14 protein-coding genes are annotated in these 12,702 nt (G+C 61.2%); 3 read left to right on the top strand and 11 right to left on the bottom strand.

The genetic code is table 11. The features are described from left to right. Positions 1-96: 96 nt before the first annotated feature. The 4 genes from QTL96_RS23790 to QTL96_RS23805 all read right to left on the bottom strand — a co-directional run bounded on the left by QTL96_RS23790 (position 97) and on the right by QTL96_RS23805 (position 4,709). Positions 97-936 carry a polysaccharide deacetylase family protein gene (locus QTL96_RS23790; RefSeq protein ID WP_289729447.1) on the bottom strand — a complete coding sequence of 280 codons (840 nt, stop codon included), beginning with the start codon at positions 934-936 and terminating at the stop codon, positions 97-99. Positions 937-1,065: 129 nt separating this feature from the next. Further along, entirely contained in the window at positions 1,066-2,949 is a 1,884-nt protein-coding gene (locus tag QTL96_RS23795) for an ABC-F family ATP-binding cassette domain-containing protein (protein ID WP_289729448.1), read from the bottom strand. 53 nt (positions 2,950-3,002) lie between these two features. Beyond that, positions 3,003-4,052: a GGDEF domain-containing protein gene (locus QTL96_RS23800; protein WP_289729449.1), complete on the bottom strand. Its 1,050-nt coding sequence runs from the start codon at positions 4,050-4,052 to the stop codon at positions 3,003-3,005. Between the two features lie 141 nt (positions 4,053-4,193). Continuing rightward, positions 4,194-4,709 (bottom strand): DinB family protein, encoded by a 516-nt coding sequence (locus QTL96_RS23805; RefSeq protein WP_289729450.1) that lies wholly within the window; start codon positions 4,707-4,709, stop codon positions 4,194-4,196. 203 nt (positions 4,710-4,912) lie between these two features. Here QTL96_RS23805 and ndk point away from each other — a divergent pair, with 203 nt between their 5' ends. Continuing rightward, positions 4,913-5,335 carry a nucleoside-diphosphate kinase gene (gene ndk, locus QTL96_RS23810; RefSeq protein ID WP_289729451.1) on the top strand — a complete coding sequence of 141 codons (423 nt, stop codon included), beginning with the start codon at positions 4,913-4,915 and terminating at the stop codon, positions 5,333-5,335. Positions 5,336-5,406: 71 nt separating this feature from the next. Here ndk and QTL96_RS23815 read toward each other — a convergent pair whose 3' ends face one another. Both QTL96_RS23815 and QTL96_RS23820 read right to left on the bottom strand, forming a co-directional pair. Beyond that, positions 5,407-5,910 carry a hypothetical protein gene (locus QTL96_RS23815; RefSeq protein WP_289729452.1) on the bottom strand — a complete coding sequence of 168 codons (504 nt, stop codon included), beginning with the start codon at positions 5,908-5,910 and terminating at the stop codon, positions 5,407-5,409. Then, on the bottom strand, positions 5,907-6,458 hold the full coding sequence (locus QTL96_RS23820) for a CGNR zinc finger domain-containing protein (RefSeq protein WP_289729453.1): 552 nt from the start codon (positions 6,456-6,458) through the stop codon (positions 5,907-5,909). Before QTL96_RS23820 ends, QTL96_RS23815 begins: the two co-directional genes overlap by 4 nt. 64 nt (positions 6,459-6,522) lie before the next feature. On the opposite strand from QTL96_RS23820, the gene QTL96_RS23825 reads away from it, so the two are divergent. Continuing rightward, the gene (locus tag QTL96_RS23825; RefSeq protein ID WP_289729454.1) at positions 6,523-7,419 is read left to right on the top strand and encodes a branched-chain amino acid ABC transporter permease; all 897 of its coding nucleotides are present in this window, start codon (positions 6,523-6,525) and stop codon (positions 7,417-7,419) included. Here QTL96_RS23825 and QTL96_RS23830 read toward each other — a convergent pair whose 3' ends face one another. From QTL96_RS23830 to QTL96_RS23850, 5 genes are all read right to left on the bottom strand, one after another. Continuing rightward, on the bottom strand, positions 7,420-7,881 hold the full coding sequence (locus tag QTL96_RS23830; protein ID WP_289729455.1) for a molybdenum cofactor biosynthesis protein MoaE: 462 nt from the start codon (positions 7,879-7,881) through the stop codon (positions 7,420-7,422). Then, the gene (gene moaD, locus QTL96_RS23835) at positions 7,878-8,132 is read right to left on the bottom strand and encodes a molybdopterin converting factor subunit 1 (RefSeq protein ID WP_289729456.1); all 255 of its coding nucleotides are present in this window, start codon (positions 8,130-8,132) and stop codon (positions 7,878-7,880) included. The genes QTL96_RS23830 and moaD overlap by 4 nt, the downstream gene beginning before the upstream one ends. Next, entirely contained in the window at positions 8,129-8,719 is a 591-nt protein-coding gene (gene pgsA, locus QTL96_RS23840; protein WP_018898724.1) for a CDP-diacylglycerol--glycerol-3-phosphate 3-phosphatidyltransferase, read from the bottom strand. The genes moaD and pgsA overlap by 4 nt, the downstream gene beginning before the upstream one ends. Positions 8,720-8,829: 110 nt before the next feature. Next, entirely contained in the window at positions 8,830-10,881 is a 2,052-nt protein-coding gene (gene uvrC / locus QTL96_RS23845; RefSeq protein ID WP_289729457.1) for an excinuclease ABC subunit UvrC, read from the bottom strand. Beyond that, entirely contained in the window at positions 10,878-11,645 is a 768-nt protein-coding gene (locus QTL96_RS23850) for an SDR family oxidoreductase (RefSeq protein ID WP_209233132.1), read from the bottom strand. Before QTL96_RS23850 ends, uvrC begins: the two co-directional genes overlap by 4 nt. Before the next feature lie 363 nt (positions 11,646-12,008). On the opposite strand from QTL96_RS23850, the gene QTL96_RS23855 reads away from it, so the two are divergent. Beyond that, positions 12,009-12,641 (top strand): outer membrane protein, encoded by a 633-nt coding sequence (locus QTL96_RS23855; protein WP_026283045.1) that lies wholly within the window; start codon positions 12,009-12,011, stop codon positions 12,639-12,641. Positions 12,642-12,702: the final 61 nt, after the last annotated feature.

Genomic DNA, 12,702 nt, shown 5'->3' on the forward strand with positions numbered 1-12,702 from the left:
CGCTCAAAAGTATGATTATTGGGCGCTTGTTTTAACAGAAAGACGCCGGCGGGCAAGCGCCGGCGTCTGCCGTGAACCTCGAATTCCGCAGTCGATTTAAAGCGACGCCATAACGGTCGGCGCGGCCGGCTTCTTGAATTTCAGCGTCACCACCTTGTAGCCCTCGGCCTCGAGCTTGGTGAGCAGGGTGGGGAGCATGGTTGCCGTGCGATTGTGGATGTCGTGCATCAGGATGATGCCGCGTCCGCGCTTGTGGAGAAGGTCGAGCGTGCGTTTTGTCACGGCGACGGGCGTCGTGTTGAAATAGTCCTTGCTGTCGACATCCACGTCCATCACGATCATATCCCGCATGGCGATCGCGGCGCGCAGTTTGTGGCTGTCGGCGAGGTAGGGGAAGCGGAAGAAGTTGACCTCGACACCCGTGGCCTTCGTCACCGCCGCTTCGCCGCGCATGACTTCCGCCATCGCCATGTCGAAGGTCAGCGAGGCCAAGTTGTCGTGCTTGTAGGTGTGGCTGCCGATCGCATTTCCGTCCATCGCAACCTTGCGGGCGAGTTCGGGATGCAGCGCCGCCATCTCGCCGACCATCATGAAGGCGCCCTTGACGCCAAACTCGTCGAGCGTCGCCAGCACGCGGTCGGTGCGGCCGGGGATCGGGCCGTCGTCGAAGCTGAGAATGACTTCCTTGTCTTGCAGCCGGATATCGTGGATCGACGAAACGGTCATGGTGCGGCCGGCGAGATGGTGCTGTTTGCCGAACCCACGTGCGCGCGGCTGCTCGGCCGCATCGCTACCGATCGTGTCCTGCTTGCCTTCGGGCGCCACGATCGACGAGGTCTTGATCGTCTTGTCGGGCGCGGGCTGCTTTGTAGTCTGGCAGCCGGCGAGGGCGGCGGCGCACAGAATAAGACCGGAGTAAAAAGCGAAACGATGCATGAAGAGTGTCTCAACAAATCAGTAATGAATGTTGAGACAACCTTGATGATTATGGTTAACGATCGGTTTCTTTCGACCGTTCGCGCGCTAACAAATGTTAATTTCGAAGCGCTCGAATAAAGACTGTGGCTATCCGGCTATAGCCTCTTCGTATTCGGACGAAAGCTCCAGCCATTGCTCTTCGGCGGCGGCCAGCTTGGCGGCCGCTTCGCCGCGCTGCTTTGCCTTCTCCGCGGCCTTCGCCGGCGCCTTTTCGTAGAGCACCGGATCCGCAAGTTCCGCATCAAGCCCCTGAATCAGTTTCTCCAGCTTCCCCGTCAAGGATTCGATTTCGTTGATCTTTTTCTTGAGAGGGGCGAGCGAGGCGCGCCGGTCGGCGTTGAGCTTGCGCTGGTCCGCCTTGGTCGCCGTCTCCTCAGTCACTTGCGGCTTTTCGTCTTTTTTTTTGCCGGAGGCGACGATCAGGTCGCGGTACTCGTCCATGTCGCCTTCGAAGGTGGTGACCGTGCCATTGTTGACCAGCCACAGCCGGTCGACGGTGGCCTCGATCAGGTAGCGATCGTGCGAGATCAGGATCACGGCGCCGTCATAGTCGTTCAGAGCCTCGATCAGCGCCCGGCGGCTGTCGATGTCGAGATGGTTGGTCGGTTCGTCGAGAATGAGCAGGTTCGGCGCATGGAAGGCGGCAAGACCCATCAGCAGGCGTGCCTTTTCGCCACCGGACAGATCCTTGGCGGCCGTCGCCATCTTTTCCGTCGCCAGCCCCATCTGCGCGACGCGGGCCCGCACCTTGGCCTCCGGCGCTTCCGGCATCAGCCGGCGCACATGCTCGACCGGCGATTGGTCGGGGATCAGATCGTCGAGCTGGTGCTGGGCGAAAAAGCCGATCTTCAGGCTCGGCGCCAGCTTCACTTCGCCGCTTTCGGCCGAAAGTCTGCCGGAGATGAACTTCGCGAAGGTCGATTTGCCGTTGCCGTTCGAGCCGAGAAGCGCGATGCGGTCGTCATTGTCGATGCGAAGGTTGAGCCCCTTGAGGATCGGCTTGCCCGGCTCATAGCCGACAGCGCCGCCCGAGATGGCGACGATCGGGGAGGCGGGCTGCTTTTCCGGTTCGGGGAATGTGATCGGCTGCACGTGATCCTCGATGACCGAGGCCACCGTGCCCATGCGCTCCAGCGCCTTGACACGGCTCTGCGCCTGCCGGGCCTTGGAGGCCTTCGCCTTGAAACGATCGATGAAGCTCTGCAGATGCTTGCGCGCCGCGTCGTTCTTCGCCTTGGCCTTGGTCTGCAGCTCGTCGGCTTCCGCCTTCTGCCGCTCGAACTGATCGTAGCCGCCGCGATAGAAGGTCAGCTTCTTCTGGTCGAGATGCACGATCGAGTTGACGGCATTGTTCAGGAGGTCGCGATCGTGGCTGATGATCAGCACCGTGTGCGGATAGCGTCGGACATAATCCTCGAGCCAGAGCGTGCCTTCGAGATCGAGATAGTTGGTCGGCTCGTCAAGCAGGAGCAGGTCGGGCTCGGTAAAGAGCACCGAGGCCAGCGCCACGCGCATGCGCCATCCGCCTGAGAATGACGATGCCGGCCGCGCCTGCGCTTCCTGGCTGAAGCCGAGGCCGGACAGGATGCTGGCTGCGCGCGCTTCGGCCGAATGCGCGTCGATATCGACAAGGCGCATCTGGATCTCGGCGATGCGGTGCGGATCGCTGGCCGTCTCCGCTTCCGCCATTAATGCGGCGCGTTCCTTGTCGGCGGACAGCACGATTTCGATCAGCGAATCTTCCGTGCCCGGCGCCTCCTGGGCGACCTGGCCGATCCGCGCATTCTTGGGGATCGTGATCGAGCCGGTCTCAGCCCCGAGATCGCCGGTGATGATGCGAAAGAGAGTGGACTTGCCGGCGCCGTTGCGGCCGACAAGGCCAGCCTTCGTGCCCGCGGGCAGCGAGACGCTGGCATGGTCGAGGAGCAGGCGGCCGGCAATGCGGGCGGAGATATCGCTAATCGTGATCATGCCCGGCGTTTTGGCCGAAAGCCGCGATCAGCGCAAGAGCTTGAAGAGGCCTCTCAGCGCCCGAATGCCTGTACCGGCAGGCGTCGGTTCGATTGGGCGGCATGCAGCGCGATACGGGCATTGGCCTGCAGCTGCGAGGCGGTCGCGGCATCGGCACTCAGGGCAACGCCGAGCGACACCGTCAGCTTGGCGTTCTGTCCGGCTTCCGAGGTCGCGAAGACCACGTTTTCTTCCACGGAATTGCGCAGGCGTTCGGCGATCGCCATCGCCTCCTGCATGCCGACATTGGCGAACAGGAAGGTGAACTCGTCGCCATCGGTGCGGGCCACGAAGTCGTGCTTCTTGATCGACTTGCGAAACAGGTCGGCAAGCTTCTTCAAAAGACGGCTGCCGGTCTGCGTGCCGTAGCGGCTGTTCAGCGCCTTGAAGTCGTCGATATCCATCATGATCAGCGCGCTTCCGGCCGAGCCTTCCTCGCGCTCATAGAGATCGAGCACGGTCTTGTTCAGCGCGGTGCGGTTGGGAAGGCCGGTGAGGCGGTCGGTCGAGGACGCCGTTTGAGCAGCGGCAACGCCGCGCTCGAGCGCTTCCATCCGGTCGACGTCGTGGCGCAGCTTGGTCTCAAGATCGGTCTCGGCAGTCAGGAGGCCGGCGAGCGACGTCGACAGGAACTCCATCTCGCTCATGAAAGAGGAGAGGCTCTGGTCCGGGCTACCGGTGATCGATTTAAGCGCGGCTTCCGCCGCCCGCATGAAACTCTGCTTCTGCTTTACGCCCGATGTCAGGCGCTCGACGGCATCGCGCATCATCTTGCTCATCTCGGCCTGCGAGGTCTCTCCGACCAGTCCGCAATGGCTGACGAGGCGATATTTGAGGCCGAGTTCATCGAGCGATGGCTGCCGGGGTGCAGCGCCGAGCGAGGCGATATCCTGGGCAAGGGCGGCGTTCTGGCCGACGATGGCCTCATGAAAAAGTTCGTAATTGCGTGGCAGGCCGGAAACGCCGAGGCGCGTCATGTGCTGGCTGATCCGCTGGATATCCGTGACCGGAGCCGGACGGGATGTCTCGCGTTGAGCCTGCGGGCTTGATGCTGAACTTGCCATGTTGCACTCCTCGCTCGTCGGCCCTGTCCGGCCTCGTTCTCTCCCCTATGCACCGGACTATTTAAGATGGGCTGAATTTGCACCTTTGCCGAGTAAAACCATTTCCGGTATTTCGCCAACGCGGTTAATGCCGCGTTTCCGTCATGCGCTCAGCCAGCGCTTGCCGTCGCTGTGCAGGAAATAGCTGAGATCGAGCGACAGGCTGGGCTTGCCGAGCGAGGTCAGCGTCATGTGGCACTGGCCGCGATGATGCGTCTGGTGGTTGAACAAATGCGACAGCGCCGGCCACAGAGGCTGGGTGATCGCGCCGGGGCGGGTGACAGGGGTATAGGTGAACGTACCCGCGAGCGCCTCGGCATTAAGCGTATCGACCCAGTCGCTGATCCTGCGATCCTCCCGCTCACGCGCGGCACGCAGGCCAGCGAGGTCGTCATAGAGGATACTGTCGAGCGTCGTCGGCGCGTCGCCGGACCCGGTGAAGCGCTTCATCCAGATGCGGTCGGCCGACAGGATGTGGTTCAGCGTTGCGTTGAGCGAGCCGAAGAAGGCGCCGCGGTTTTCGCGGTATTCGGCATCCGTCAGTTCCGAGGCCGCCGCATAGACCAGCCCGTTGGCCCAGCGGTTGTAATCCGCAAACATCGCATATTGCTTCTGCATTTTGCCCTCCATCTCGTTATCCGTTCTATCCTATGGAGCTTTGCCAGCAATGGTGCTGATGGCTTCATGAATTTCCGTCATCGCCTCGCACCAAACTGTCCCGCTCTGTGACGGACGCGTGAAATTCGCGCAGCCCCCTTGTTTTCAGCCTATCGGACGGGTAAACACCGCCCACTTTTCCCCGATGAATGAGGATTATTACAATGGCGATTGAACGCACCTTCTCGATGATCAAGCCGGACGCAACGAAGCGCAACCTGACCGGCGCCATCACCAAGGTATTCGAAGACAACGGCCTGCGCATCGTCGCCTCCAAGCGCGTATGGATGTCCAAGCGCGAAGCTGAAGGCTTCTACGCCGTTCACAAGGAACGCCCCTTCTTCGGCGAACTGGTTGACGGCATGACCTCCGGCCCGACCATCGTTCAGGTCCTGGAAGGCGAGAACGCCATCCTGAAGAACCGCGAAATCATGGGCGCTACCAACCCTGCCAACGCTGACGAAGGCACGATCCGCAAGCAGTTCGCTCTGTCGATCGGCGAAAACTCGGTTCACGGTTCGGACGCTCCTGAGACCGCTGTTCAGGAAATCGCTTACTGGTTCGCAGAAACCGAAATCGTCGGCTGATTCAAAAGCTCAGCCTCACGGCTGAACCTTTTGAAATGACTCAGAAAGCCCGGCCACCGCGCCGGGCTTTTTCACGTCTTGGGGCAGGTGTCGGCGCTGTCGTAATCGACGGTCCCATCCGCTTTGAAGACCTCAGGGTTCTTGGTGTAGAGCGGCCCCACCACCAGCGGCTTGCCGGGCATGATCGACTGATCGACATCGGATGTGACCGTCGTCTTCAGGCTCTGCAGCTCTTTTCCGGTGGCATCGACCAACCGGATGCTCACGGCGTAGGGCCTGTCCTTCTTCACGCAATGGATGGGCGGACTTTGCAGGCTGATCTTCTCCCACGCCGGGAAGATCTTCTCGTTGATCACAAGCGGCGCACCGCCTGCCGGGTTCTCGAACTCGGCGATCGCCACCGCCCCCTCAGGCAGCGGTGCCTTCTTGCTCAGCGTCACCAGATAGGTCGCGATCGCGATGCGGTAGTTGAACACGAAGATATGGCCGCTGACCTGCACCAGCGTATCGCTCTCGCGCTGGCATCCGGCAAGCACCAGCATCGCCGACATCACGGCCGCTCCAAGCGCTTTCATGACCCGTTCTCCTCTTTCCGGCGCCGATAGTGCTTGATCGCCTTGGCGCGATTGCCGCAGACCGCCATGTCGCACCATGTCCGGCTCCTGTTCTTGCTGCGATCGAGAAACAGCCAGCCGCAATTGCCGCAGATCTTCATTCGCTCCGGCTCCGGCGAGGCGATCAGCCTCAGCACAGAATGCGCCGTGGCCCGATCGATTCCGGCGGCACCCGAGCTACCGCTCAGCACGACCGCTACCGTGTCCAGCAACTCCGCCAGTAGTTCATCGCTGCCGCCCAACAGCACGCGGTCACGGAAATAGCGATCGGTCGCCTCGCGCAGCGCAATGAACGCAGGTCTGTCACCAGGCGAAGCCGGCGCGACGTCCCCGAAAATCGCCCGCTCGGCACAGAAATTCGCCGCCGCCTGCGGAAAGGCATGCAGCTGCGCATCAACGGCAAAGCGATCGATACGGCGCGTTTCGTCGTGCCGCAGCACGACGCTGTTGGCGACATCGAATGCGAGCGCGCCGCCCGAGAAGCGGTGAGGGGTCCACGAGAAGGTCATCGGTAAAATATAACTGGTAAAAGCAATTTTGCCAGTTATGATTTCGTGGAAATAGGATATGTCGATGGCCTATCTCTTGCAGCAATTGGCGAATGCGGTGCCGCTGGCGGCTCTCTATGCCGCGCTTGCCTTCGGCTATGCGGTCGCCTTCGGCGTCACCAAGCGCCCCGACATCACCTATGGCGCGCTCTTCGCCTTTTCCGGCCAGATCCTGCTGCTCTTCACCGATTTCGGCTACAACAAGCTTTGGCTGGTCCTGCCCGCGGCACTCGCGCTCGGTGCTGCGGCCTCGTTGGTTTACGCGATGGGGGCGGGGGTCTGGATCGGCCGCTCCGTCATGCTGCCGCTGGTGCGTCAGTCCTCGAACACGGTCATCGTCGCGGCACTTGGCGTCACCATCGTCCTGATGGAGACGGCGCGCCTGGCATCCGACACCCGCAGCCTGTGGCTGTCGCCGTTTCTGAACGGCCATGTCATCTTCTGGCAGAACGCCGGCTTCGAGGCGGTGTTGACCGAGATGCAACTGATCAACACGGCGCTGATGTGCGGCTTCGTGGCGATCGGCGCCGTGATCCTGAGGCGAACGTCCTGGGGCCGCGCTTGGCGCGCGGTCACGGATGATCCGAAAGCCGCCGAACTCTGCGGCGTCAGCGCCACCAGCGTCTTCCTCGCGGCCTATGCCGCCGCCGTCCTGATGGCGACGCTCTGCGGCATCCTCTCGACCGCCTATTACGGCACGATGGATTTCGGCGCCGGGCTGATGTTCGGGCTGAAGGTCCTGATGGTGGCTGCCGTCGGCGGTTACTCGGACCCGCTGAAATCGGCGGGCGGTGCTGCCGGTCTCGGTCTGGTCGAGACGCTGTGGACCGCTTACGGCCCGTTCATCTGGCGCGACTTCGTGGTCTTTTCGCTGCTTGTGCTTCTGCTGGTGCTCAGCCGGCGTGAACGGGTGATCCCGTAGTCACTTCCATTTGTCGCGCGCGGCATCGTCGTGGCCCTTGGCCTCGACCCATTCCCGCGCAACGCCGTCCTTGCCGTGCTCCTTCTTCCAGAAGGGTGCGGAAGTCTTGAGAAAGTCCATCACGAAATTCGCGCCGTCGAAGGCGGCCTGGCGGTGCGGCGCGGCCGCAATGACGAGCACGATGTTCTCGCCCGCCGCGATCTTTCCGTAGCGGTGAATGGCGGTCAGGCCATTGAGCTTGAAGCGCTCGATCGCCATCTCGGCGATCCGCGTCATCTCCGCCTCGGCCATGCCAGGATAGTGCTCGAGCTCCAGCGCATCAAGCGTCCCGCCTTCGTCGCGGCAAAGGCCGGAGAAGGTGACCACGGCGCCGATACCCGGCTTTCCCTTGCTCAACAGATCGACTTCGGCCTGCAGGTCGAAATCCTCGCGTTGGACACGGACGGTGGGGGAGGTGGTCATCCGCCCGTCATCGGCGGGAAAATGCCGATCTCCCGGGCGTCGCCGATCGGCTCGTCGTGCTCGACATGTTCCTGGTCGAGCGCGACGCGGATCACGTCGGGAAACTGCAAGGAGGTCTCGTATTCCTCGCCAAGCGTCTTCAGGTGATCGAGAAGATCGGTGACGGTGACGACGGAAGCAGGTAGAGCAATGTCTTCCTCGGCCTTGCCGATCCGCTCACGCACCCAGGCGAAATAGATGAGCTTGGTCATTCGTCGTTTTCCACGATGTGCTTGATGCCGGCGCGGAAGTAATCATAGCCGGTATAGATCGTCAGGATGGCGGCGAGCCACAGAAGCCCGATGCCGGTCATCGTGGTGTAGGGGAAGATTTCGTCGCCGGCCGGTCCCGCGAGCAGGAAGGCGATTGCCACCAGCTGCACCGTGGTCTTCCACTTGGCGATACGAGTTACCGGCACGCTGACCTTCAGCGCCGCGAGATATTCGCGCAGGCCCGAGACCAGGATCTCGCGGCAAAGGATGGTGATGGCGGCCCAGATCGACCAGCCGGCGATTGTCTGGTCCGCGGCCACGAGCAGAAGGATCGAGGCGACCAGCAGCTTGTCGGCGATCGGGTCGAGCATGCGGCCGATGTTCGACGTCTGGTTCCAGATGCGGGCGAGGTAGCCGTCAAGAAAGTCGGTGATCGACGCGATGACGAAGATCCACAGCGCAACCCAGCGGGCCGTATTGCTGATCGACAGTTTTCCTTCGACGAAGAAGCACAGGACGATGAGCGGAACCGCAAGAATGCGGCCGTAGGTCAGCAGGTTGGGGATATTGTATGCGCGCGATGCCATGAAATCTGTCTCTGGTTTGATACGTCCGTAGATGACGGCTTTGACCGCAAAGCGTCAACATTCTTTCTGTTTTTTCGCTGCCTTTGCGTGGAATTTGCGACCGACGCCACCTATTTCGCGGCGTCGTCGTGAAAATGATTGTAAACCTGCTTGGCAACCGTCTCCGAAATGCCCTCGACGGCCATCAGATCCGACAATGCCGCCCGCGAAACCGCCTTGGCTGTGCCGAAATGCTGGAGCAGCGCACGTTTGCGTGATGGGCCGATGCCGCCGATTTCGTCGAGCGGGTTCTTGACCATCTCCTTCTTGCGCCGCGCCCGATGCGAGCCGATGGCAAACCGGTGCGCCTCGTCGCGCATGCGCTGGGTGAAGTAGAGCACCGGATCGCGCGGCGGCAGCGTGAAGCTTTCGCCGCCGGGCAAGAAGAAGCGCTCGCGCCCGGCATCGCGGTCGACACCCTTGGCGACGCCGATGGCGGTGACGCTATCGGTGATCCCAAGTTCTTCCAGGATCGCCCGCACCGCCGTCATCTGCCCCTGACCGCCGTCGATCAGGATCACGTCCGGCCAGGCGGGGAAGGGCATGTCGGCGGCATCCACTGCCGCGACCGGCTGGCTCCTGTCGGGGATGCCTTCTTCCTTGAGCAGACGTGTAAACCGCCGGGTCATCACCTCGCGCATCATGCCGAAGTCGTCGCCGGGCGTGATGTCGGTCGATTTGATGTTGAACTTTCGATACTGGTTTTTCACGAAGCCTTCCGGCCCCGCCACCACCATGCCGCCGACGGCATTCGTGCCCATGATATGCGAGTTGTCGTAGATTTCGACGCGCTGCGGCACGTAGGAAAGCTTGAACGTATCCTTGAAGCCTTCGAGCAGCCGTGATTGCGACGCGGTCTCCGCAAGCTTGCGTCCATGCGCTTCGCGCGCATTGCCCATGACATGGTCGACCAGATCGCGCTTCTCGCCACGCTGCGGCACCAGCACGGAAATCTTGTGGCCTGCCTTTTCAGCGAAGGCTGCGGCGAGCAGCTCCATCTCGTCCACCGTTTCCGAAAGCAGGATCTGCTTCGGCACCGGCTTGTCGTCGTAGAACTGCGCCAGGAAGGCGCTCAGCACTTCGGCGCCGGTCAGTTGCGGGTCGGCCTTCGGGAAATAGGCGCGGTTGCCCCAGTTCTGCCCGGTGCGGAAGAAGAACACCTGAATGCAGGAAATCCCGCCCTCGTGATAGATCGCGAAGACATCGGCCTCCTCGACGCCGGCGGGGTTGATGCCCTGGTGGCTGGACACATGCGACAGCGAGGCAAGACGGTCGCGATAGACGGCGGCCTGCTCGAAATCGAGATCCTCGGCCGCCTGGTTCATCGCGTCCGCCATATGCGCCTTCACCTTCTGGCTCTTACCGGAAAGGAAGTCCTTCGCCTCCTGCACCAGTTCGCCATACCCCGCATCGCTGATCTCATGCGTGCAGGGCGCCGAACAGCGCTTGATCTGGTAGAGCAGGCAGGGGCGAGTGCGCGTCTCGAACACGCTGTCCGTACAGGTGCGGATCAGGAAGGCGCGCTGCAGCGAATTGATCGTGCGGCCGACGGCGCCTGCCGAAGCGAATGGACCGAAATAATCGCCCTTGCGGGCGCGCGCGCCGCGATGCTTCAGGATGGCAGGGGCGCGGTGGTCGCCCGATATCAGGATATAGGGAAACGACTTGTCGTCGCGCAAAAGCACGTTAAAGCGCGGCCGCAACCGCTTGATCAGATTCGCTTCGAGCAGAAGTGCCTCGATCTCGGTCCTCGTCGTCACGAACTCCATATGCGCGGTCTGCCGCACCATCTGCGCGATGCGGTTGGAGTGCACGCGGCCGAGCGCGTAATTGCTCACGCGCTTCTTCAAGCTGCGCGCCTTGCCGACATAGAGCACGTCGCCGGCCTCGTTGAACATGCGATAGACGCCGGGGCTGTTCGGCAGCCGCTTGACGAATTCCGCGATCAGGTCGGCGCCGACAAGCCCGGTCTCGTTGCTTCCGCCTTCGTTCCAGTCGATGGCAGAGGCAGCCGGCGCGCCAACGGGCGAGGCAGAGCTTTCGCTTTCCACCTCGATATCGTCGTCGGTCTCGTCATTTTCGTCGTAAAGAACGCCGCCATCCGGCAGCTTCCTTGAATTCATTCCGTAATCTCCGCCACATCGGGCGTCTGCCAGGCAAGATGCTGGCCGCCGTCGAGGGCAATCATTTGGCCGGTGATGGAGGGCGTATCATAGAGGAAGCGGATCGTCCGTCCGAATTCGCCGAATCCCGGCCCCGCCTTCATGATAAGGCCGTCGACCTGCTGCTGGAAGTCCTCTTCGCTCTGTCTAGCACTTCGAACCGTCGGCCCCGGCCCGAGCGCATTGACGCGAATGCGTGGCGCGAAGCTCTGCGCCATCGTCTGCGTCGCAGTCCACAGCGCCGCCTTGGACAATGTATAGGAATAGAAGCCCGGATTGAGCGCCCAAACCCGCTGGTCGATGATGTTGACGATCAGCCCCGCGGCACTCTTGGGCAGCTGTTCGGCAAAGGCGGCAGACAATATCGACGGTGCGCGCACGTGCAGCGCGAAATGATCATCCCAGGCTGCCGCGTCAAAGTGGTGCGCCGAATCATTATGGAAGGCCGAGGCGTTGTTGACGAGCAAATCGAGCGGTCCGAGCGCCTCAAACGCCTTTTTTATCAGTCCGTTGGTGGCCTCGACATTCTTCAAATCGGCGTGAAGCGCGATCGCGGTTTTGCCCTCTCGCCGCAATTCCGCCGCAAAATTTTCCGCCTCGGCGATGGAACCATTCGCGTGGATCGCAACCGAGAAGCCGCTCGCTGCAAGATCTTCGACTATCGCCCGGCCTATTCTCTTGGCCGAGCCCGTCACCAACGCTGTTCGAAGTCTTGTCTCGCTCAAAATCCTGCCTCTTCATCCCGCAAATCTCTGCGGTGCTTATATAGGCGGCCGATCAGATCTTATAAATAGGCGTCTTGATTGCGCACGGAACTTGGATATTGTGCGTATTATTTAAGAATATAATTCGATAAAATAAGTATTCATGATTTAACGCTTGGTTAGGGTTAATGAATTGTTTGTTGCGATAAAGCAACATCGAATTTCAGCCACCGCTAAGCCACAATCAAATCACATTTTGGCTCTTCCAAATCCTCATTTGCGCATCAATTTCCCTCTCGATCCGAAAGGGACATGCGTAATTGCTCGCGAATGCTTCACGTTAACACAGTTGATGAAGGGCGCGGGTTCGATAAGGAGATGAGTATGCGTACGTTTATTGCTAGCCTGTTGGTTTCGACCGTTGCCCTTGGTGGCTTTTCCGCTGCTTACGCGGCCGATGCCGTCGATCAGATCCCGGAAGCTCCGGTCGCCCAGAACGATGTAGCGCCTACCGGCAACTGGCAGGGCTTCTACCTCGGTGGCGCCGGCACCTACAACATGGGCGGCTTCGCTCACGACTATAACGCTCGCGCTTTCGGCGGCCAGATCTACAGCGGTTACAACTGGCAGCAGGGCCAGATCGTATACGGTGTCGAAGGTGACATCGGCTACTCCGGCGCTGACGGCGCTGTCGATGGCGGCACTGCCAAGAACGAAGTCAACGGCTCGATCCGCGGCCGTATCGGTTACGACCTGAACCCCTTCCTGCTCTATGGTACGGCTGGTCTGGCCGCCACCAAGAACAAGTTCAGCAACGCCGCTGGCTCTGACAGCGACAGCGCTCTGGGCTACACGGTTGGCGCCGGTGCCGAAGCCATGGTGACCAACAACATCACGGCTCGTATCGAATACCGCTACACCGATTACCAGAAGAACGACTTCAACGTCGGCGGCGCGAACATCTCGCGCGGCTATGACGAGCACAGCGTCAAGGTCGGTATCGGCATGAAGTTCTGATCATCCGATCAGGGAAATGAAAAAAAGCCGGGGCATCGCTCCGGCTTTTTTGTTGCGTATC

Source organism: Rhizobium sp. S163 (assembly GCF_030380805.1).
In the GTDB taxonomy this organism is placed as follows: Bacteria; Pseudomonadota; Alphaproteobacteria; order Rhizobiales; family Rhizobiaceae; genus Rhizobium.